The following is a 21,110-nucleotide window of genomic DNA, read 5'->3' as shown; positions in this document are numbered from 1 at the left end:
CCTTGGATAGATCATTCCCAGGCCGCCGGACGGGGCCCGTACACCTGATCGATTGTCAGGAACGAGGCCGCCGGCCGGCGGCCTGGGCAGGCGGGTTCAGCGGAAGACCGGCGTTGAGCCCGACGGGGTTCGACGGTCGCCCGCCTCGGCCAAGGCGCGGCCCAGCTCGTCGATCCGGTTCTCGCCGCGCACCAGGGCTTCGGCCGAGGTGTGGACCGAGTAGTAGCCCATGTGCAGCTCATGCGGATGGGGCGCGGCCGAGCCCAGGACGAAGACGGCGTCGTCGTTCCCCAGCGCCGAGAGGGTGATCGCGTCCTGCGAAGGGGCGAACACGGCCATGTCGCCGGCGGACAGCGCCTGGGACGCCTGCAGCCCGCCGCTGGCCACGGCCAGCCAGGCGGCCTGGTGCCCGGCCGGCGGCGTGTACGACCAGGTCTCGCCCGGCGCCAGCCTGACGAGCAGGTAGTTGACGCCATCCGGCGCCCGGACAGGGCTGCTGACGCCCTCGTACTGGCCAAGGATCACATGGGCCGGTCCGGCGGCGGCCATGCCCTCGGCCGGGATGTATTGGCTCTCGGGCGGCGCGTTCTCCGTCTCGGGCGGGAGCGTGATCCACAGCTGGAAGCCCTGGATCCGCGCGGAGGCGCCGGCCGACAGTTCCTTGCCATGCCAGACCCCGCCGCCGGCTCGCATCCATTCGACGCCGCCGTAGCCGATCGTCCCTTGTCCGGCGTCCGGGTCGTCGAAGCGAAGATCGCCCTGGGTGAGGACGGTGATGGTGGCGATGCCCGAATGGGGATGGATCCCCATGCCCTCGGCCATGATCCGGGGGTCGGCTTCGAACAGGTCGAGGAAGACGAACGGCTTGAGCGTCTGCCCAAGGTCGCCGGGGCTCATCAGCCGGGTGATCGGTCCGTGCCCCTGTCCCCGCGTCCGATACTGGATCGGACGCGGGCGAGCCGGAGCCGCCGTCAGGGTCTGGGAAGCTGTTGCGAATGACATGCTCATCTCCATTCAATGAGGTTCGACGGGCCTTAGCGTCCGGCCCAGGCGACGAGGTTGCCTGCGTATTCCTTGAGGATGGTCCGGGCCTTGTCGGCGACAGGCGACGTCCAGTCCCGGAACAGCTCGGTGACGATGGCGATCGCCGTATTGGGGGCCGCGCCCGCGTTCGTCAGCCGTTCGACGGCGGTGCGATGCGCCAGCTGGGACATCCCGCCCACGGCGTCCACGACGAATGTGGCGTCATAGCCGTCGGCCATCGCCTCGAGCACGGGGAAGGCCAGGCAGATCTCCGTGTAGAGCGCGCCGAAGATCAGCTTCTTGCGACCGGTTGCTTCCACGGCTGCCCGGAAGGCCTCGTCTTCCCAGGCGTTCATGGACGTGCGGTCGATGGCGGTGACGCCCGGCAGCTCGTCGACGATCGATTGGCGCGTCGGGTGGTTGACCCCGTACTTCACGCCGACCGTCGACAGGATCACCGGAATGTCGAACGCCTTCGCCGCCTTGATCAGGAGGCGAACGTTCAGATCGATCAGATCCGAAGACGTCTCGGAACGGATGTTGGCGAACATTTCAGGCTGATAGTCGATCAGAACCAGGGCGGCGTCTTCGTGCTTGAAGAGTCCTTGGGACTTGCTCATCAGAGTTCTCCTTGTGTGCGGAGCCTGATTGCCCCGACCGATGGAGAGAACTTGTCGTTGCGCAGAGTGACGCGATAGTCTCGCGAACGAGGTATCACTGTCGCGAAAAGTGGAACGCCATGTTCGACCTGGAAGACCTCGTCACCTTCGTCGAAGTGGCCGACGCGGGCGGCGTGACGGCTGGGGCCAGGCGGCTGGGCCTTCCGAAGTCGATCGTCAGCCGCCGCCTGAAGCGGCTGGAGGCCGCCCTCGACGCGGAGCTTCTCACGCGGACGACGCGCGGCGCGGCGCTGACGGAGGCCGGCGCGACCTTTCGCCAGCACGCCGCCCGCGTCGTCGCCGAGATCGAGGCGGCCAGGGACGCGGTCGCGCCGGAAGGCCAGCTGGCGGGACGGCTGCGCGTCGCCGCGCCGCTCACCCTGGGGCCCACGCACTTCGCGCCGGTGCTGGCCCAGCTCGCGAGTCGGTATCCCAAGCTTCATGTGCACACATCCTACAGCGACCGCTTCGTGGACCTGGTCGGCGAGGGGTTCGACGCGGCCATCCGGGTCGGCTACCTGACCGACTCCAACCTGCTTGCCCGCCGCATCGCCCCGCTGCGGGGACGCTGTGTCGCCAGTCCGGACTACATCGCCATCCATGGCGCGCCCGAGACGCCTGACGCCCTGGCCGACCACGAATGCCTGATGCAGGGCACGGAGACGTGGCGGTTCGTGAGCGGCGGACAGATCCTCTCCATTCGTCCCCAGGGACGTTTCAAGGCCGACAACGGCGTCGCCCTGGCCGCCGCCGCGCTCGAGGGCCTGGGCGTCGCGGCCCTGCCGGATTTCCTGATCACGGACGCGATCGCCTCGGGCGCCCTCGTCACGGTGCTGGAGGCCTTTCCCTCGCCGCCGGCCGGCATCTACCTTGTTCGACCGCCGAGCGATTTCCAGACGCGCAAGGTGCGCGTGCTGGGGGATGTCCTGACCGAGTGCTTCCAGAGCCAGGCGCGGGACGCGTCGGATCCCTCAGGAGGCATTTGACCCTAGGCAAGCAACACCGCCTCCAAGCCCTCGTCCGCCTATGGCGACGACCGAGGTTGGACAGCGTCTGCGTCAGACGCTAGCTTTCGACAACCCTGGGGAGGCGGCCTGATGCGGTATACGGACCTCGTCGTCGGCATGAACGATTTCGACGAAGGGATCGCCCTATGAAGACCTGGCTCGCGCGCGCGGCGACCGCGTCCTGCCTGGCGGTCCTCCTCCTGGCCCATCCCGCGCCAAGCTTCGGACAGCCGGCGCCCGCGGCGATCCCGCAGTCGCGTGACGGAAGCCATGATTTCGACTGGGAGATCGGAAGCTGGACAACCCAACTTCGGTATCTTCCCGAACCGCTGACCGGATCGACGCGGTGGGTCGACTATAGCGGCGTCAGCGAGGTCCGGGCGGTCCTGGGCGGGCGCGCCAACCTTGTCGAGCTTTCGGTCAAGGGCGCCTCCGGTCAGATCGAGGGCGTGTCGCTGCGGCTCTACAATCCCAAGGCGCGGCAGTGGACGCTCAACTTCGCGAGCGTCCGTAGCGGGCTCCTGACGCCACCGGTCAGCGGCGGGTTCGACGAGAAGGGTCGGGGAACCTTCTATGGCGTCGACACCGTCAACGACCGCACGGTGCTTGTCCGCTTCCTGATCCTGGACGTCACGCCGAACTCCGCGCGCTTCGAACAGGCCTTTTCGGCCGACGGCGGGGCCACCTGGGAAACCAACTGGATCGCCACCGACACCCGGCGCTGACGGGCGGGTCTCGAGTCTGGCCTGCTCAGGTCAGCCAGTACCGGCCGCCGCGGGCCACGATGCCCTCGCGGACCAGGCGCCAGAGGCCGACGGCCAGCTTCGAAAGCATGATCTCGACCTCCCTGCGAGAGGTCACGCTGCGGGGCGCAACGGACGGGGACAAACCTTGGCGTGGCGTTGGGTCCGAGGGACGCCTGAACGGCGCGCGATGCGGCGCCTGCGGGGCGAAGGGCCTGGTTTTTCGGCAGTTCGACCTTGGCTGGGCGGGCTGGCCGCCCATTGTCAGTATTACGATTGCGACAACTCGTAATATGCAGAACGCTCTTCTCAGCGAATTCGGAGGGAGCCGCTGATGAGTGTCCTGTTCACCCGCAAGCGTTTCATGGCGGCCATGGTCGCGTCCTGCCTGGCCCTGGCCTCGTGCGGACCCAAGTCCGCCGAGAAGGCGCCCGCGGCGCCGGCCGCCGCGGCCAAGACCAGCTACAAGATCGGCTGGACGATCTATGCCGGCTGGATGCCCTGGGCCTACGCCCAGCAGTCCGGGATCGTGAAGAAGTGGGCCGACAAGTACGGCGTCGATATCCAGCTGGTGCAGATCAACGACTATGTCGAGTCCCTGAACCAGTTCTCGGCCGGCAAGCTGGACGGCGTCACCGCCACCAACATGGACGCCCTGACCGTGCCCGCCGCCGCGGGCAAGGACACCACGGTCCTGATGATCGGCGACTATTCCAACGGCAACGACGGCGTGATCCTGAAGAACGGCGCGACCCTGGCCGACATCAAGGGCCGGCCGGTCAACCTGGTCGAGCTGTCGGTCTCGCACTACCTGCTGGCCCGCGCCCTGGAGACGGCCGGGCTGAAGATGGCCGACGTCAAGACGGTCAACACCTCCGACGCCGACATCGTCGCCGCCTACAACGCGGCCGACACCAAGGCCCTGGTGACCTGGAACCCGCAGCTGTCCGAAGTGAAGAAGGCGCCCGGCGCGACCGAGGTGTTCGACAGCTCCAAGATCCCCGGCGAGATCCTCGACGGCCTGATGGTCAGCACCGAGGCCCTGAAGGCCAATCCCAACCTGGGCAAGGCCCTGACCGGCATCTGGTACGAGACCCTGGCCCTGACCGTCGCCCAGACCCCCGAGGGCAAGGCGGCCCGCGAGGCGATGGCCAAGCTGTCGGGCTCGGACCTAGCCGGCTTCGAGAGTCAGCTGAAGACCACCTATCTCTACGCCGACCCCAAGGCCGCCCTGGCCGCCACGGTCAGCCCCGACCTAGTCACCGCCAACGACCGGGTGCGCAAGTTCAGCTTCAGCATGGGCCTGTTCGGCCAGGGCGCGAAATCGGTGGACGACATCGGCATCGCCTTCCCGGGCGGCAAGACCCTGGGCGACCCGGCCAACGTGAAGCTGCGCTTCGACCCGACCTATGTTCAGCAGGCCGCCGACGGCAAGCTGTAGGCCGTATCGACCATAGGCCGCGCGTGGTCCTCGTCCTTCGACAAGCTCAGGACGAGGACCATCTGTAGCCCCGCGGTAGAAAACCTCATCCTGAGCTCGTCGAAGGGCGAGGTTTTCGGCCTCGGAACTTCAGGGACAAGGACCCAGTCTCCCCCATGCGCCGCCTGCTGAACGTCAGACCAAGAGGCGGCCTTAGCGTGCTGCTGGGCCTGTTGCCGCTGTTGGCGGTGGCGCTGGTCTATCTGATGGCCTCGCAGGCCCGCCACGCCGAGAACCCCCGCGACAAGCTGCTGCCGACCCCGACCGCCATGGTCGAGGCCGTGCAGCTGATGGCCAAGGTCGACCCGTTGACCGGCGACGCGCCGCTGGTGGTCGACACCGTCGCCAGCCTGAAGCGGATCGGCGTCGCCCTGGTGATCGCGACCGGGACGACCCTGGTCCTGGGCCTGGGGCTGGGCCTGCTGCCGTTGCTCCGAGCCAAGTTCGGTCCGCTGGTGGCGGCCATCGCCGTGGTGCCGCCCATCGCGGTGCTGCCGATCCTGTTCATCGTCTTCGGCCTGGGCGAAACCGCCAAGATCGCCTTGATCGTCATCGGCGTCACGCCGGTGATGGTCCGCGACCTGGCAGCCCACGTGGCCGCGATCCCCGAGGAACAGCTGGTCAAGGCCCAGACCCTGGGCTCCAGCACCTGGCAGCTGGCCCTGCGCCTGTCGCTCTGCCCGGCCTGGGTCTATCTGATCTCGGCCGAGGCGATCGCCGCCGATGTCGGCCTGGGCTACCGGATCTTCCTGGTCCGCCGGTACATGTCGATGGACATCATCCTGCCCTACGTCCTCTGGATCTCGATCCTGGCCGTGGCGATGGACGTGGCGCTGAAGCTCGTCAGCCGCCGGGCCTATCCCTGGGCCCATCCGGCGAAAGGGCGCTGAGATGGACCTGCTGACCTTCCGCAACGTGTGGGTGGAGTACGGCGACAAGGTCGTGCTCGAGAATGTCGACCTGTCGATCAAGCAGGGCAGCTTCGTCTCCATCGTCGGTCCGTCCGGGGCGGGCAAGAGCACCTTCCTGCGCCTGGCCCAGGGCCAGGAGGCGCCGACCAAGGGCGCCATCGACCTGGACGGCCGCAAGCTGCGCGCCGAGCCGGGGCCGGACCGCGGCGTGGTGTTCCAGAAATATTCGGTGTTCCCGCATCTGAGCGCCCGCGACAACGTGATCTTCGGCCTCGACTGCGAGGGCTCGCCATTCCTGGGCCGGCTGTCGGGCGCCAAGCGCCGCGCCGCGGCCGAGCAGGCCGACCGGATGCTGACCGCCGTCGGCCTGGGCGACAGCGGCGAGGTCTATCCGGCCCAGATGTCGGGCGGCATGCAGCAGCGCCTGGCCATCGCCCAGGCCCTGATCAAGAAGCCGCGCATCCTGCTGCTGGACGAGCCGTTCGGCGCGCTGGACCCGGGCGTACGCCTGGACATGCACGCGCTGATCACCGGCCTTTGGCGCGAGCACGGCCTGACCATCATGATGGTCACCCACGACATCAAGGAAGCCTTCAAGCTGGGCACCCGCGTCCTGGCCTTCGACAAGCGCCGCCGCGACCCGCAGGCGCCGCATCGCTACGGCTCGACGGCGGTCTACGACTTTCCGCTGGACAAGCCGGGCGCGGTGGGGCCCGAGGCGCTGGCGGGGTTGGGCGGCTAGGCGACCAGGACGCTAGCGGCCAGTCGCGCCTCGAACTCCGGATTGGCCGGAAGCTTCAGGAGTTCATGGGGTTCGTTGCGGTCGTTGGCGGTCTTCAGATAGCGGGCGCCCGTGCGGCTGGTCAGGGCCTCGACCTTCACCTCGACCCCGTCGCGCATCACGAAGAACCGGCGCTGACCCGCCTCGGCCAGCTTGACCGCCTGCCGGATCGTCAGCGACCAGGGCTCCGGCGTATCGCCGCCGACATGGGAAATCCGCTCGTAGGTGGTGTGGCGTCCGTTCTGGGCGATCCAGGTGATTTCAGCGTGCTTGGGCATCGTATTTTCCGGGTCCGGGCAGGGCGCACGGCGAGACCCGGCTACGCGACGGTCGCGTGGTCGGAACGTCGAGACGATTGTCCGCTGTGCAAGGGCGCCGAGTTCGGCGCGTGGGCAATCCTAGCAGGTTTCCCGCGATTCCGGGGGAAAATGCTTGGAAGTCCCGTCCGTTAGCCCGCCAGCGAGGCGATATAGGCCCGCCAGCCGCCCAGTTCGGTGATGTCCGTCGCGCCGTTCAGGGCGCGGGGCTCGGCGACGAAACCCTTCACCGATGTCCCGTCCTCCAGGGTCACCGTGCCGATGGCCAGGGGGGCGGGAACCTCGGCGGTGAAGCTGCCGAAGGCCTCGAAGTCCAGCTCGTAGACCTCGACCAGGATCGCGCTTCCGCCGTCTCCGACATGGACCAGGGCGGGCTTGGGCGGGGTGGTCTCGGCCATGGCGTAGAGCCTGTAGGCCGGCGCGGTCCGGGTCGCGGCGACCAGCCGGGCCTCGCGCGACGTCAACTGCCAGTGCAGCGGCATGCCGGCCAGGTGGGCGCCGACCACGGCCAGCTTCACGCCGGGCTTGCGCGGGGTCAGGTCGAGCGGCGGCGTGTCGGCCATGGGGAAGGTCTCCAGGTAGCGCTCGGCCAGGGCCAGCAGCGCGCGGTCGGCGAAGGCCGGCCCGATCAGGGTGACGCCGAAGCCCGTGCCGCTCTCGCGGAAGCCGGCAGGGACGGCGAGGGCGCTCATGTCGAGTAGGTTCACGAAATTGGTGTAAAGGCCGAGATTGGCGTTCAGCGCGATCGGTTCGGCCAGCACCTCCTTCAGGCGGTAGATGGTCGGGGCGGTCGGCAGCAGCATCACGTCGGCCGCGTCCCAGATCGCTTCGGCCGTTCGGCGATAGGCCTCCAGGGCGTAGAGGCCCTTGAAGGTCTCGACGCCGGTGACCGCCAGGCCGCCCTGGACGATGGCCCGAACCGTCGGATGGATCGCCCCAGGCTTGTCGCGCAGCAGGACCTCGACGGCCGCCGTGCGCTCGGCCACCCACGGGCCGCTGTAGAGCAGCTTGGCGCAGTCCAGCAGCGGGGCGATGTCGATCTCGACGGGCGTTCCGCCGGCCGCGGTCATGCGATCGATCGCGGCGGCGTAGAGGGCGGCCGATTGTTCGTCGCCGAGGAATAGGCGCTGGTCGGTTTTCGGGACGCCGAAGCGGAAGGACCCGCGCCGTGCGCTGTCTGGGGACAGGCACATGTGCCTGTCCCCGTCCGATGCTCGCCGCGAATAATCGTCTTCAGGATCAAACCCCGTCACCACCTCGTCCACCAGCGCCGCTCCGGGCAGGTCGGCGGCGAACACGCTGACGCAGTCCAGCGAGCGGCAGGCGGGGACCACGCCGCGCGTGCTCCAGCGGCCCTTGCTCGGCTTGAGTCCGACCAGGTGGTTGAACGCCGCCGGCACCCGGCCCGAGCCGGCGGTGTCGGTGCCCAGCGAGAACGCCACCAGGCCCGCCGCCACGGCCACGGCCGAGCCGGAGCTGGAGCCGCCGCTGACATAGGCTTGGTCGAACACGCACAGCGGCGCGCCGTAAGGGCTGCGCACGCCGACCAGGCCGGTGGCGAACTGGTCGAGGTTGGTCTTGCCGATCAGCACCGCCCCGGCCTCGACCAGCTGCTCGACGACCCTTGCCGACCGCTCGGGCGTGTAGGCGAAGGCCGGGCAGGCGGCGCTGGTCGGCCAGCCTGCGACGTCGATATTGTCCTTCACCGCGAACGGGACCCCGGCCAGCGGCAGGAACTCGCCGACCGCGACCCTGGCCTCGACGGCCTGGGCCTGGGCCAGCACCGCCTCGGGCGGCAGGCGCAGGATCCAGGCCTGGGGCTGGACCAGGTCATAGGCGGCGACGGCATCGAGCGCCCCTTGCGCGACGGCGACCGCGCTGGCCCCGCCGTTGACGGCCTCGGCGATGGCGGTGACGGAGAGGCGCTGGAAATCGCTCACGCGGCGGCCTCGCCAAGAGCGGGCAAGTCGGGGGCGATGGCCACGATCGGCGCTCCGGCGGCGATGGCCTGGGCGGGCTGGGCGTAGACGGCGGTGACGAGCCCGGCGGTCGGGCTGTTGACGTCGCACTCGGCCTTCATGGCCTCGATCACCGCGATCACCGCGCCGGCCGCGACCCGTTGGCCGGGCTCGACCAGCACCTTCCAGACATTGCCGCCCAGCGGGGCCTCGACCAGGTCGCTGCCCTCGGGCGCGACGATCGCGACGGTCTCGCCGGCGTCGTCGGCGACGCTGGACAGGGCCTCGACCCGGACGAATTCGCCCTTGGCCTCCCAGTCGGCGCGCTCGGCGTCGAAGGCGGCCTGGCGGCTGGACTGGAAGGCGTCGATGCTGTCGGCGTTGTCGGCCAGCATCTTGCGATATTCCGAGAGCCGGAAGGTCTCCTGGTCGATGCGGATCTGGCGACGGCCGAGGGGAAAGTCGCGACGCCACTCGACCAGTTCGTCGGCGCTGACCGGGAAGAAGCGGATCTGGTCGAAGAACCGCAGCAGCCAGGGCTTGCCGTCGGTGAAGGCGTCGGTCTGGCGCCAGGTGTTCCACACCTGGATGGTGCGGCCGAACAGCTGGTAGCCGCCCGGACCCTCCATGCCGTAGATGCACATATAGGCCCCGCCGATGCCGACCACGTTGGGCGGGGTCCAGGTGCGGGCGGGATTGTACTTGGTGGTCACCAGTCGGTGGCGCGGATCGACCGGGGTGGCGACCGGCGCGCCCAGATAGACGTCGCCCAGGCCCATCACCAGGTAGCGGGCGTCGAAGACGATCCGCTGGACGTCGTCGATGCTGGCCAGGCCGTTGACCCGGCGGATGAACTCGATGTTGTCGGGGCACCAGGGCGCGTCGTCGCGGACCGCCTGCATGTACTTGTCGATGGTCTGTCTGATTGCCGGGTCGTTCCAGCTCAGCGGCAGGTGGATCACGCGCGAGGGGATCTCGAAATCGTCCAGTCCGCCCAGCCGTTCCTCGGCTGCCGTGAGGGCGGCCAGCAGGTGGGCCTGGGTGAGACGGCGGCTGTCGTAGTGGACCTGCAGCGAGCGGATGCCGGGCGTCAGGTCGATGACGCCGGGCAGGGCCAGGGCTTGCAGGTGCAGCAGCAGGGCGTGGATGCGTAGCCGCAGCTCCAGGTCCAGCACGATGGGGCCGTACTCGACCAGCAGGTGCTGGTCGCCCTGGCGGCGGTAGGTGACGTGCGGGCGATGGCCTTGTTCCGGGAGCTCCGCGAGAACAGGTCCTCCCCCCTCCGTCGGCTGCGCTGACACCTCCCCCACAGGGAGAGGGGCGAGTTCGTCAAGGTCCTCCCCCTGTGGGGGAGGCGGCCCGGAGGGCCGGTGGGGGGAGTCGCTGAGCGTCTGGAGCAAGGTCTCTTGCTCAGCCAGAGCGGAAGCCGCCGCCGCGTCGTCCACCACCGCGAACCGCACCGTGTCCCCTGGCGCCAGCTGTCCAGCCTTCCAGAGGTCGGCCTGGATGATCACGAACGGGCAGACGAAGCCGCCCAGCGAGGGGCCGTCGGGGCCCAGGATGATCGGCATGTCGCCGGTGAAGTCGACCGCGCCGACGGCATAGGCGTTGTCGTGGATGTTGGACGGGTGCAGCCCGGCCTCGCCGCCGTCGCGCCGGGCCCATTGCGGCTTGGGGCCCACCAGGCGCACGCCGGTGCGGTTGGAGTTGTAGTGGACCTTCCAGTCCGTCCCGCCGATCATCGCGACGTCGGCCGGGGTGAAGAAGTCCGGCGCGCCGTGCGGACCCGGCAGCACGCGGATGGTCCAGGCCTTGGTCGTGGCCGGGCGAAGGGCGGAGGGCAGGGGCGCGGTCGGGGACAGGCACATGTGCCTGTCCCCATCGGAGGCCAACCGCAGCACGTCGCCGGCCGTCAGGTTGCGGCCGGCATGACCGCCGAAGCCGCCGAGGGTGAAGGTCGAGCGACTGCCCAGATAGGCGGGCACGTCGAGACCGCCCTGGAACAGCAGATAGCCGCGCAGGCCGGCGCCGACGACGCGGCCGATCTTCAGCACCTGACCGGGGGCGACGGTGAACGGCGCGTAGGCCGGGGCCGCGACGCCATCGAGCTTGGCGTCGAAGGCTGCGCCGGTCAGGCACAGGGTGGCCGGGCGGTTGAACTTCAGCGTCGGGCCGAGGGCGGTGATCTCCAGCCCGGCGGCGTCTTCGCCGTTGCCCAGCAGGCGGTTGCCCAAGCGGAAGGCCAGATCGTCCATCGGGCCCGACGGCGGCACGCCGACGTCCCAGTAGCCCTGGCGGCCGGGCCAGTCCTGAACGGTGGTGGCCGGGCCGCCGCTGAGCACCTGGATGGTGTCGGGCGCCCAAGCCACGGTCTCCAGGGCCCGGGTCGAGACCTGGCCGGTGACGAAGGGCGGGCTGCGGACCACGGCCCGCAGCCAGTCGAGATTGGTCTCGATCCCGGCTAGGCGGGTGTCGTCCAGCGCCGCCTGCAGGGCCGCCACCGCCGCCGGGCGGTCGACGGCCGTGACGATCAGCTTGGCCAGCAGCGGGTCGTAGAAGGCGCTGACCTCGGTCCCGTCGACCACCCAGCCGTCGGCGCGGACGCCTTCGGGGAAGCGGACCAGCGTCAGTACGCCGGAACTGGGCCGGTAGTCCTGGGCCGGGTCCTCGGCATAGAGCCGCACCTGGATCGAGGCGCCCTTGGGCTCGGCCGCTGGAGCGTCGAGGAACGCGAAGTCGCCGGCCGCGCCGCGCACCATCCATTCGACCAGGTCGACGCCCGTCACCTGCTCGGTGACGCCGTGCTCGACCTGCAGGCGGGTGTTGACCTCCAGGAAGAAGAAGTCGTCGCGCTCGGCGTCGTAGAGGAACTCCACCGTGCCGGCCGAGCGGTAGTTGGCGGCCGAGGCCAGGCGCGTGGCCGCCTCCAGCAAGGCCGCGCGGGTGGCGGGGGGCAGGCCGGGGGCGGGGGTCTCCTCGACGACCTTCTGGTTACGCCGCTGCAGCGAGCAGTCGCGTTCGCCCAGGGCCACGACCTTGCCGGCCCCGTCGCCGAACACCTGCACCTCGACGTGACGGGCCCGGCGGACATAGCGCTCGAGAAAGACGCCGCCGTCGCTGAAATTGCCGGTCGCCAGGCGCTGGACGGCCGCGAACGCCTCGGCCACCGCTTCGGCGGCCTCGCAGACCCGCATGCCGATGCCGCCGCCGCCGGCCGTGGCCTTCAGGATGACCGGAAAGCCGATGCGCTCGGCCGCTTCCAGGGCGGCGGCGGGATCCACCAGCAGGTCGGTGCCCGGCGCCAGCGGCACGCCATGGCCCTGGGCCAGGTCTCGCGCGGTGTGCTTCAGACCAAAGGCGCGGATGTTGTCGGCGGTCGGGCCGATGAAGGCGACGCCGGCCGCTTCGCAAGCCTCGGCGAAGCCAGCGTTCTCGCTGAGGAAGCCATAGCCCGGATGGATCGCCTGGGCGCCGGTCGCCTTGGCCGCGGCCAGGATCAGGTCGCCGCGCAGATAGCTGTCGGCGGCCGGGGCCGGACCGATCCGCACCGCCTCGTCGGCCAGGCTGACGTGCAGCGAGCCGGCGTCCGCGTCGCTGAACACCGCCACGGACTTCACGCCCATGGTCTTCAGGGTGCGGATGATCCGGCAGGCGATGGCGCCGCGATTGGCGATCAGGACCTTGTCGAACATGGCAGTCCTATTCCGTGACGATCATGCGCACGGGCGTCGGATCGAAGCCGTTGCAGGGGTTGTTGATCTGCGGACAGTTGGACACCACCACCACCACGTCCATCTCGGCCCGCAGGTCGACATGGAGGCCGGGCGCGGAAATGCCGTCGACGATCCCCAGGGCGCCGTCCGCCTCGACTGGCACGTTCATGAACCAGTTGACGTTGCTGACCATGTCGCGCTTGCCGCGGCCGTGGCGGGCGTTGGCGGTCAGGAAGTTCTCGACGCAGGCATGCTGGGCCTTGGTGTGGTGGCCGTAGCGCAGGGTGTTGCTCTCGCAGGAACAGGCCCCGCCGATGGTGTCGTGATAGGCGACGGCCGTGGCGGTGACCGTCATCATCGGTGCGCCCTCGTTGGACAACAGCACCGAGCCCTCGCGCAGGAAGACGTTGCCATGGGCGGCGATGGTGTCCTGGGCGCTGTAGCGTTCGCTGTCGTCGGCGGCGCTGTAGGCCAGGAAGTCGACGGCCTGGTTGCCCTCCAGATCGACGATCCGCAGGGTCTGGCCGGCCCTGACCGTGTGCAGCCACGGGGCGCGGGCGGGCACGACCTCGTCATGGATGACGGTTCCGGCCAGCGGAGGCGGGGCGTGGGTCATGGCGCTCATCGGCGGTAATAGTCTTCGACGTTGAGGAAGGCGCGCAGGCCCTCCGGCGTCGCGTTGCGGATCGGGTCGGCTTCCGGCGTCACCGGGCCACGCCAGGCGGTCGCCCGCAGCGGCGTGACGGCGTAGGCCGGGCGCGGGTCCAGCACGTGAGGGCAGTTGGCCAGCACGACGATCAGGTCCATCTCGGCCCGCAGGGTGACGAAGCGGCCGGGCGGATAGGGACCCACGTCGAACACAGTCTCGCCGCCCTGGGCGATCCGCACGTCCTTGAACAGGTTCAGGCAAGGATGGATGTCCTTGCGGCCCAGGCCGAACTTGGCCACGCCCAGCGAGAAGCGGTCGCGGGCGTTGGGATGGGCGCCGTGATTGAAGCCGTCGCCGTACTTGCGGGCGTTGCTGGCCTGGTTCGAGGCGCCGCAGAAGGCGTCGTGGGTTCCGGCCGTGTCCTCGACCAGGCTGGCCAGCACCCGGCCCATGTCCGACAGCAAAAGCCGGCCCTGGCCCAGATAACCGTTCCACTGCACCTTCAGGGTGTCGGCGATGTTCAGCCGCTCGACCGGGCGCTCGGCGTTGAACAGCAGCAGCGACGAACTCGCGTCGCCGTCCAGGTCGGTCAGGCGCAGTCGGGTCCCCCGCGCGATCTGGCGGCTGGCGTAGCCGCCTGGCGCGATGGTCTCGTCCCAGACGACATCGGCGGCGAGAACGTTTTCCGGCAGGTCGACGGCCGCCGTGGCCGGGACGGTGGGCATGGCCTGGGCGCGGGTTCCGGCCTGGGCCCGGGCGTGGGCCTGGGCGGCGTAGGGATCGGCGGTCTGGCTCATCAGGCCGGCTCTCCGTCTTCGCCATGGAAATGCAGCGGCGGCAGCAGGGCGGTGGTGGTGACCAGCTTGATCTGCTGCACGCCCCGCACCTTGCGCAGGTCGTCGCACAGTTGCTGCAGGCGCTCGAACGGGCCCTGGACCAGAAGCACCTCCATGGCCTGGTCGTCCTCCAGGAAGACGTTCTGGGCCGAGATCACTTCCTTGACGTAGCCGAGCTGGGTCTGGGCCAGGGCATGGCGCACCCGTCCGCTTTCGGCGCGATAGATCAGGGTGATGGTGCCGGCCAGGACGGCTTCCGGGCGCTCGGCGCTGTGCTCGGCCAACTCGTGGCGGATCAGTTCGGCGATCATCTGCGAGCGGCTGGGCAGGCCGCGTTCGGCGACCATGGCGTCGAGCTGCGCCATCAGCTCGGCCGGCAGGCTGATGCTCAGGCGGGCAAGGGTGGAGGGGAGCGTATCCATGGAGACCATCCCATCGTCGATATTACGAAGGATGCAATGTGTAATACTGGGCGCGGCGCGGGTCGATGCGAGGCGCCTCTGTTTTGGGCGCGGTGCGACCGATCATTACGCACTCGGGGCGCGATGATTCCCAGGATCGGGTTTCCCGCTTTCGCGAGGCGTCGGGGTTGAAGATCTGCCGACGGCTTGGGAGAACGCTGATATTCTTCCGCGTACGGTGCCGGGTTCCCGGGCGTTGCGTCGATTTTCCGACGAAATGGCGCGAATGTGGCGCCTTAGCCACACCTGATTTTGATACTGGCGCGTTTGTCGTCGTGAAGTCACTCCCAAGCTGGCTTCAAGACATTCACGTAGAGGGTTACATCATGAAAATCCGGTTGCTGGCTGGTGTCGCGACGCTGGCGCTCTGCGCCGCGTCAGGCGCCTCCGCCCAAAGCGCATTGAGCGGATGGTACGTCGCCGGCGACGTCGGGTACCATACGACCGACGGCGTCAAGGCTTCGTCGTCCACGGGGGCTTCGGACTGGACGTTCTCCGCCAAGGACGACTGGGCCGCCTTTGGCCGTATCGGCTACAAGCTGACCCCGAACTGGCGCGTCGAGGGTGAATACGGCTATCGCTCGGGCGACATCAGAAGCGTCCGTGGTTCGGGCGGCGATCCCCAGCCGATCGGCCTCTGCACCGCTGGTATCGAGCGCACCGCCGCGGCCCCGACCTGCGGCAAGCCGAACGGCGACCTGAAGGCCACGACCCTGATGGCCAACGTCATCTATGACTTCATGCCTGATTCCAGCTGGCGTCCGTTCATCGGCGCCGGCGTGGGTACGGCCTGGGTCCACAACAAGGTCTATGGCCAGCTGTCGGGCGTCCCGGCCGGCGCCGCCCAGTTCCAGAACACCAGCTTCGACGACGTCGACCAGGCCCTGGCCTACCAGGGCATCCTGGGCATCGCCTGGGACTTCGCGCCGAACTGGTCGCTGGACCTGACGGGCCGCTACCTGCAGACCGACGACCTGCAATGGGGTTCGGTGACCACCAATGTCGGCGGCCCGGGCCACTTCGGCGCGGTGACCGACGTCGGCACCTACGAAGGCAAGTACAAGGACACGTCACTGACGCTGGGCGTCCGCTACACCTTCGGCTCGCCGCCGCCTCCGCCGCCCCCGCCGCCTCCGCCGCCTCCGCCGCCCCCGCCGCCGGAACCCCCGCCCCCGCCGCCCCCGCCGCCAGCGGCTCCGGCCTACGAGGCGCGTGAGTTCGTGGTCTACTTCCCGTTCGATCAGTACGTGCTGACGCCGGAAGCCCAGTCCGTGGTCTCGCAAGCGGCTGACTACGCCAAGGGCGGCAACGCGACGAAGATCACCGTGGTCGGCCACACCGACACCTCGGGCTCTCCGAAGTATAACGCCAAGCTGTCCGAGCGCCGCGCCAAGGCCGTGGCCGACGCTCTGGTCGGCGCCGGCGTCCAGGCCACCACCCTGGCGGTGGACTGGAAGGGCGAAAGCGAACCGGCCGTCGCCACCGGCGATGGTGTGAAGGAACCGCTGAACCGCCGTTCCACGATCTCGATCAACTTCTAAAGATCGCGATCACGACGAAGATGGAGGGCCCGGCGGCGACGCCGGGCCCTTTTTCTTTCGCTCCCCGCGCAGACAGGGGAAGCGGTGCGTCATCGTCCCAAAAGAAAGACGCCCCCGACGGTGTCGAGAGCGTCATCGTCCGGAAAGCCCGAGAGGGCGTCGGGCGCCGGTCAGGCCGACATTCTGCGGCGTCGGCTCCAGTGGCGAACGTTCGCGGCGAGCCTTGGATCTGCGGCGAGAACCTCGCGCATCGGGAGCGCTCCCGTTCGGCCGATCATACCGCCCCGGAGCCTTCGGCGCGCGACGAAAATCGCGAGGGCTCGACCAGGTCCGACAAGGGGCGAGGCAAGGGAGACGGCAGGGCGAGGATCCGCGCCGCCAAGTGCTCGGCCAGCAGCGGCGCCAGGCAGAAGCCGCGGCCGCCCAGGCCGCCCAGCACGAACAGCCCGCCGGGAACGCCCGAGACCGCGCCGGCCAGCGGCAGGTGGTCGGCCGTGGCGGCGCGCACGGCGGCGCGGCCGTGCAGGGGGGCGTCGGCCAGCCGGGCGGCCAGGGCGGGCAGTCCCTTGGCCAGGGCCTGCAGGTTGCGGCGATCGTCGGCCTCCCGGGTGTCGGTCTCGACCACGCCGCGATCATGGGTGGCCCCGAACAGCACACCGTCGCGCGTGGGAATGGCATAGGCGCCGAAGACGGCGGGAGCGGGGGCCGGGCGCTCGGTCCAGGTCGCCTGGCCGCGCACCGGGCGGACCGGAGCGGCGGGCCACAACCGGGCCTGGTCCGCGCCGCCGGCCAGCACCACGGCGTCGACCTGGGCCAGCAGGCGGTCGTCCGGATCGTACAGCCGCCAGGTTCCGTCCTCGCGCGCCAGCCGGGCGACCCGCGCGAGGGTCGCCGGACCGCGCCAGGCCTCGATCACGCGAGCGGGCTCCACGACCAGGGCGTCGGTCATGTCCAGGGCAGGGGCTGCGACCGGTTCGCCGAGTCGGGCGGCGGCGAGATCGGTGTCGCGCAGGACCATCGCACCCGGCTCGAACAGGTCCTGGGCGGCGACGGCGGCGTGGCGCTCGCCATCGCGCGGCGCGACCGACAGCTTCAGCACGCCGCGCGCGATCACCGCCTCGGGCAGGCCGGCATAGAGGGCGACGGCGCGGGCGAACGTCTGGGCGGCCAGGGCGGCGCGTGGGCCGCCGCCAGCGTCCAGGGCCGGGGTGACCAGGGCGGCGGGGTTGCCCGAGGCAGGCGCGACGCTCTCGTCGAACACCGCCACGTCCAGGCCCTCGGCCCGGGCGGCGCGGGCCATGGCGGCGCCGGCGATTCCGCCGCCGATCACCGCCAGGCGGCGCGGGTGAACGGGCGCGAGAGGCTCGCCCGGATGGATCGCCTCCAACCGCTCCTTCTTGCGGCCGAAGCCTGGGCGCTTGTCGACCTGGAAGCCGGCGGCGGCCAGGCCGCGCCGCACCGCGCCGGCCACGGTGAAGGTGGCGGCGCGCGCGCCCGGGGCGCTGCGAGCGGCCACGGCGGCCAGGACCTCTTCGCGCCACATGGCCGGGTTCAGGGCCGGCGAGAAGCCGTCCAGGAACCAGGCGTCGGCCGCGCCGTCCCAGGCGGCCAGAGCGTCCTCGACCTCCATCACCGCCAAGTCGAGGGTCGCGTCGAAGCCGGGCAGGTCGACCCGGTGAAAGCCGCGCGCCCGGCCCGGCCAGTGGTCGAGCAGCACGCCGGCCGCCTCGCCCAACTCCGGCCAGACGGCCAGGGCGCGAGCCGCCTCGTCGCGGGTGATCGGATGGGCCTCGATCGAGAAGACGTGCAGGCGCTGGCCCGGGCTCTTCTCGCGCCGCCACAGGTCCAGCAGGGCGGCGATGTTCAGGCCGGTGCCGAAGCCCAGCTCGCCGACGACAAAGCGGTCGCGCCCCCGCCAGGCCGCCGGCAGGTCGCAGCCGGCCAGGAACACCGCGCGGGTCTCGGCCAGGCCGTCGGCGCTGGAGAAATAGACGTCGCCGTACAGCGCCGACTGCGGCAGGCCGTCATCGCGCCAGACGAGGGGCGAGGTCGAGGAGTCGGGGGACGGGGCGGCGGGATCGCTCATGCGCCGCTTATAGGACCGCGACGTCCCATAGAAGAAGGGCCGCCCTCGCGGACGGCCCTTCCGATCGCTTCGAAGCGAGCAGCCTTAGTGGGCGGCGGGCTCGGCCTTCTTTTCGGGCGTGGTGGTCGCGGCAGGGGCGGGGGCCGTGCCGGGCGCTTCGGCGGCGGTGGTCGCGTCCTGGGCGGCCGGGGCCGCGGCGGCGTCGGCGGCGGCCTTGTTGGCGTCGGTGGCGGCGGTGGCGGCGTTCGCCGCCGCGTCCGTGGCCGTGCTGGCCGAGGCGGCGGCTTCCTGGGCCTTCTGGGCCGAGGCGTCCGCCGACTCTTCGGCCTTCTTGCCGCAGGCGGCCAGCGACAGGGCCGAGACGGCCATGCCGGCGATCAGGATCGAGCGGAGAATCTTGGTGGTCATAGGGACTTCCCTTGCGACTGCTTGTCTGGCGACTACGGCCCGGTGGGCCGTGTCACCCGGTCACAGAACATCAGTTCCGTGGCAGGGGCAAGACAATTGTTCACGGATCCGTGATCGTTCCGTGATCACCCGTGTCAGCCTTCGGCGGGGATGGCCTGCAGGGCTTCTTCCAGTTCCAGGAAGCTGGGCTGGGCTTCGCTCGGCACGTTGCCGCGGCCGATCTCGACGCTGATCTGGGCGGCGTTGCCGTGCAGGTGGGCGACCAGCACGGACTGGATGATCTTGTAGAACGAGCCCTCCTCGTCGACCACGGCGGTCAGCCGTGTGGAGAACGGGCCGACCAGGCCATAGGCCAGGAACACGCCGAGGAAGGTGCCGACCAGCGCCCCGCCGATCATCGCCCCCAACACGGCCGGCGGCTCGGTGATCGAGCCCATGGTCTTGATGACCCCGAGCACGGCGGCGACGATGCCCAGGGCGGGCAGGGCGTCGGCCAGGCTCTGAAGGGCGTGGGCCGGGGCCAGGCCTTCGTGATGGTGCTTTTCGAGCTGCTTCTCCATCGCGTCCTCGACCTGGTGGGGATCCTCCAGGTTCATGGTCATCATCCGCAGGGTGTCGCAGATGAAGTCGACGGCGAAGTGGTCCTTGGTGATCTTCGGGTAGCGCTGGAAGATCGAGCTGTCGTTGGGCTTTTCGATATGGCTTTCCAGCGCGATGACGCCCTTGGACTTCATCGTCTTGGTCAGCAGGAACAGCAGGCTGAGCAGGTCGCGGTAGTCGGAGGTCTTCCATTTGGGGCCGGCGAAGATCTTGCCGAAGCCGGCGCCGGTGGCCTTGATCACCGTCATCGAGTTGGAGATCAGGAACGAGGCGATGCCCGCGCCCAGGATGCACATCAGCTCGTGCGGGGCGGCCTCGATGATCACGTCCATCTTGCCGCCGGACATGATGAAGCTGCCGAACACGAGGCCGAACAGCAGGACGATGCCGATGATCTGGAACATGACGTGGAGAGCCCCGGGTAACTTGCGTCGCGATCATCGCGGTTAATGCTTAATCCAAGGTGAGCGCGGGTTTGCGGCCCTGTTGCGCCTTTCGCCGCACCCGCCTAACAGATGTTTGACGCCATAGGCCGGACCAACCGGCCAAGCGCGCCGGAGGGGAAGCATGAGCGCCGCCAGCCCGGATGTCCGCCTGGACGACAAGGCCAAGGGCCGGGCGTTCGCCATCCTGTTCGCCGTCCTGCTGTCCAGCGCCGCCGGCAATACCGCCCTGCAGACGGTGCTGCCGGCCATCGGCCGGCAGGTCGGCATCCCCGACGTGCTGATCAGCTCGATCTTCTCGCTGTCGGCCCTGCTGTGGGGCGTGATGTCGCCGGTCTGGGCGCGGATGTCCGACAAGCGCGGCCGCAAGCCGATGGTAGTCCTGGGCATGGCGGGCTTCGCGGTGTCGATGCTGGGCTTCGGCTTCTTCATCCTGATGGGGCTGAAGGGGCTGATGGTCCCGCTGGCGGTGTTCGCCGGGGCGGCCCTGTCGCGGGCCATCTTCGGCCTGGTCGGCAGCGCCTCCAACCCCGCGGCCCAGGCCTATGTCGCCGACCGCACGGCGCCGGCCGACCGCACCAACGCCCTGGCCACCATGGCCTCGGCTAGCGGCCTGGGCACGATCCTGGGTCCCGCCGTCGCGCCGTTCCTGGTCTTTCCGCTGCTGACCCTGTCGGGGCCGATGTTCTCGTTCGCGCTGATCGCCGGCGTGGTGCTGGTGCTGGTGCTGCGCGGCCTGCCCGAGCGTCCCGAGGAGATCCCCGACCGCGAGGCCGGGGCCTCCGCCCGGCCCCGGCCCCGGGCCCGGGTGCGCTGGAACGACCGGCGGATCATGCCCTTCGTCGTCTACGGCTTCCTGCTGGCCAGCGCCCAGACGGTGAACCAGCAGACCCTGGGGTTCATGGTCATCGACAAGCTGAACATCTCGCCAGCGAAGGCGGCCGCTTTCGCCGGGGTGGCGATGATGGCCGGGGCGGTGGCCAGCCTGCTGGCCCAGTGGGGCCTGATCCGCATGCTGCGCCTGGCGCCGCGCCAGCTGCTGTGGCTGGGCGCGGGCTGCGCGGTGCTGGGCAACCTGATCGTCGCCTTCTCGCCCGACTACCACACCCTGGTGGTCGGCTTCGCCCTCTGCAGTCTGGGCTACGGCTTCGCCCGGCCCGGCTTCACGGCCGGCGCCTCGCTGTCGGTGGGCCACGAGGAGCAGGGGGCGGTGGCCGGCGCGATCAGCGCCATCAACGGCGCCTCGGTGATCATCGCCCCGGTGCTGGGCGTGGCGCTCTATAAGTGGGCCCATCCGTCCCCGTACCTGATGAACGTCGCGGTGCTGGCCGGCCTGGTGGCATACGCCCTGATCGACCCCGTCATGCGCCGGGTCGGCGACGCTTCGGCTCCCCGCGAGGCGCGCGACGAGGCCCAGGTGGTGGACGCCAGCTCGATCGACGCCACGGGGCCGCACTGACGGGCCGGCCTGTTCCAGGCCTGAAACAGTCGCGC

General features: G+C 69.8%; 18 protein-coding genes. 7 read left to right on the top strand and 11 right to left on the bottom strand.

What is annotated here, in order from left to right:
• Window positions 1-96 precede the first annotated feature (96 nt).
• Window positions 97-1,002, bottom strand: coding sequence for a pirin family protein (locus ACSQ2G_RS22825; protein WP_436034663.1), 906 nt, complete (start codon window positions 1,000-1,002; stop codon window positions 97-99).
• A 32-nt stretch (window positions 1,003-1,034) separates the two neighbouring features.
• The gene (locus ACSQ2G_RS22820; protein ID WP_436034662.1) at window positions 1,035-1,643 is read right to left on the bottom strand and encodes an isochorismatase family protein; all 609 of its coding nucleotides are present in this window, start codon (window positions 1,641-1,643) and stop codon (window positions 1,035-1,037) included.
• Between the two features lie 119 nt (window positions 1,644-1,762).
• On the opposite strand from ACSQ2G_RS22820, the gene ACSQ2G_RS22815 reads away from it, so the two are divergent.
• The 5 genes from ACSQ2G_RS22815 (at window position 1,763) to ACSQ2G_RS22795 (ending at window position 6,565) form a co-directional block, all read left to right on the top strand.
• A complete protein-coding gene (locus ACSQ2G_RS22815) occupies window positions 1,763-2,668 on the top strand; it encodes a LysR family transcriptional regulator (protein ID WP_436034661.1) in 906 nt (301 codons plus the stop codon).
• Between the two features lie 167 nt (window positions 2,669-2,835).
• Window positions 2,836-3,414, top strand: coding sequence for a hypothetical protein (locus ACSQ2G_RS22810; protein ID WP_436034660.1), 579 nt, complete (start codon window positions 2,836-2,838; stop codon window positions 3,412-3,414).
• A gap of 352 nt (window positions 3,415-3,766) precedes the next feature.
• On the top strand, window positions 3,767-4,873 hold the full coding sequence (locus tag ACSQ2G_RS22805; RefSeq protein WP_436034659.1) for a putative urea ABC transporter substrate-binding protein: 1,107 nt from the start codon (window positions 3,767-3,769) through the stop codon (window positions 4,871-4,873).
• Window positions 4,874-5,028: 155 nt separating this feature from the next.
• Window positions 5,029-5,802: an ABC transporter permease gene (locus ACSQ2G_RS22800; RefSeq protein ID WP_436034658.1), complete on the top strand. Its 774-nt coding sequence runs from the start codon at window positions 5,029-5,031 to the stop codon at window positions 5,800-5,802.
• Window position 5,803: 1 nt separating this feature from the next.
• On the top strand, window positions 5,804-6,565 hold the full coding sequence (locus tag ACSQ2G_RS22795; RefSeq protein ID WP_436034657.1) for an ABC transporter ATP-binding protein: 762 nt from the start codon (window positions 5,804-5,806) through the stop codon (window positions 6,563-6,565).
• Here ACSQ2G_RS22795 and ACSQ2G_RS22790 read toward each other — a convergent pair.
• The 6 genes from ACSQ2G_RS22790 to ACSQ2G_RS22765 all read right to left on the bottom strand — a co-directional run bounded on the left by ACSQ2G_RS22790 (window position 6,562) and on the right by ACSQ2G_RS22765 (window position 14,508).
• Window positions 6,562-6,882, bottom strand: coding sequence for a DUF3892 domain-containing protein (locus ACSQ2G_RS22790; protein WP_436034656.1), 321 nt, complete (start codon window positions 6,880-6,882; stop codon window positions 6,562-6,564). The genes ACSQ2G_RS22795 and ACSQ2G_RS22790 overlap by 4 nt on opposite strands.
• Before the next feature lie 170 nt (window positions 6,883-7,052).
• A complete protein-coding gene (gene atzF, locus ACSQ2G_RS22785) occupies window positions 7,053-8,861 on the bottom strand; it encodes an allophanate hydrolase (protein WP_436034655.1) in 1,809 nt (602 codons plus the stop codon).
• On the bottom strand, window positions 8,858-12,571 hold the full coding sequence (gene uca, locus ACSQ2G_RS22780) for an urea carboxylase (RefSeq protein ID WP_436034654.1): 3,714 nt from the start codon (window positions 12,569-12,571) through the stop codon (window positions 8,858-8,860). The genes atzF and uca overlap by 4 nt, the downstream gene beginning before the upstream one ends.
• Before the next feature lie 7 nt (window positions 12,572-12,578).
• Window positions 12,579-13,208 carry an urea amidolyase associated protein UAAP2 gene (locus ACSQ2G_RS22775; RefSeq protein WP_436034672.1) on the bottom strand — a complete coding sequence of 210 codons (630 nt, stop codon included), beginning with the start codon at window positions 13,206-13,208 and terminating at the stop codon, window positions 12,579-12,581.
• 5 nt (window positions 13,209-13,213) lie between these two features.
• A complete protein-coding gene (locus ACSQ2G_RS22770) occupies window positions 13,214-14,038 on the bottom strand; it encodes an urea amidolyase associated protein UAAP1 (RefSeq protein WP_436034653.1) in 825 nt (274 codons plus the stop codon).
• On the bottom strand, window positions 14,038-14,508 hold the full coding sequence (locus ACSQ2G_RS22765) for a CopG family ribbon-helix-helix protein (protein ID WP_436034652.1): 471 nt from the start codon (window positions 14,506-14,508) through the stop codon (window positions 14,038-14,040). The genes ACSQ2G_RS22770 and ACSQ2G_RS22765 overlap by 1 nt, the downstream gene beginning before the upstream one ends.
• Before the next feature lie 356 nt (window positions 14,509-14,864).
• Here ACSQ2G_RS22765 and ACSQ2G_RS22760 point away from each other — a divergent pair, with 356 nt between their 5' ends.
• Window positions 14,865-16,079, top strand: coding sequence for an OmpA family protein (locus ACSQ2G_RS22760; protein WP_436034651.1), 1,215 nt, complete (start codon window positions 14,865-14,867; stop codon window positions 16,077-16,079).
• Window positions 16,080-16,353: 274 nt separating this feature from the next.
• On the opposite strand, the gene mnmD is transcribed toward ACSQ2G_RS22760, so the two are convergent.
• From mnmD to motA, 3 genes are all read right to left on the bottom strand, one after another.
• The gene (gene mnmD / locus ACSQ2G_RS22755) at window positions 16,354-18,165 is read right to left on the bottom strand and encodes a tRNA (5-methylaminomethyl-2-thiouridine)(34)-methyltransferase MnmD (RefSeq protein WP_436034650.1); all 1,812 of its coding nucleotides are present in this window, start codon (window positions 18,163-18,165) and stop codon (window positions 16,354-16,356) included.
• 84 nt (window positions 18,166-18,249) lie between these two features.
• Window positions 18,250-18,573, bottom strand: a complete 324-nt coding sequence (locus tag ACSQ2G_RS22750) for a hypothetical protein (protein WP_436034649.1) — start codon at window positions 18,571-18,573, stop codon at window positions 18,250-18,252.
• A 134-nt stretch (window positions 18,574-18,707) separates the two neighbouring features.
• Complete coding sequence (motA, locus tag ACSQ2G_RS22745) at window positions 18,708-19,577, bottom strand: flagellar motor stator protein MotA (protein ID WP_310082065.1); 870 nt, start codon at window positions 19,575-19,577, stop codon at window positions 18,708-18,710.
• A gap of 163 nt (window positions 19,578-19,740) precedes the next feature.
• Between motA and ACSQ2G_RS22740 the strand changes: the two genes are divergently transcribed.
• Window positions 19,741-21,075, top strand: coding sequence for an MFS transporter (locus ACSQ2G_RS22740; RefSeq protein ID WP_436034648.1), 1,335 nt, complete (start codon window positions 19,741-19,743; stop codon window positions 21,073-21,075).
• The last annotated feature ends 35 nt before the right edge of the window (window positions 21,076-21,110 follow it).

The organism is Caulobacter sp. LjRoot300, from assembly GCF_964253875.1.
GTDB lineage: Bacteria > Pseudomonadota > Alphaproteobacteria > Caulobacterales > Caulobacteraceae > Caulobacter.
This window is presented reverse-complemented; position numbering and strand designations above follow the sequence as displayed.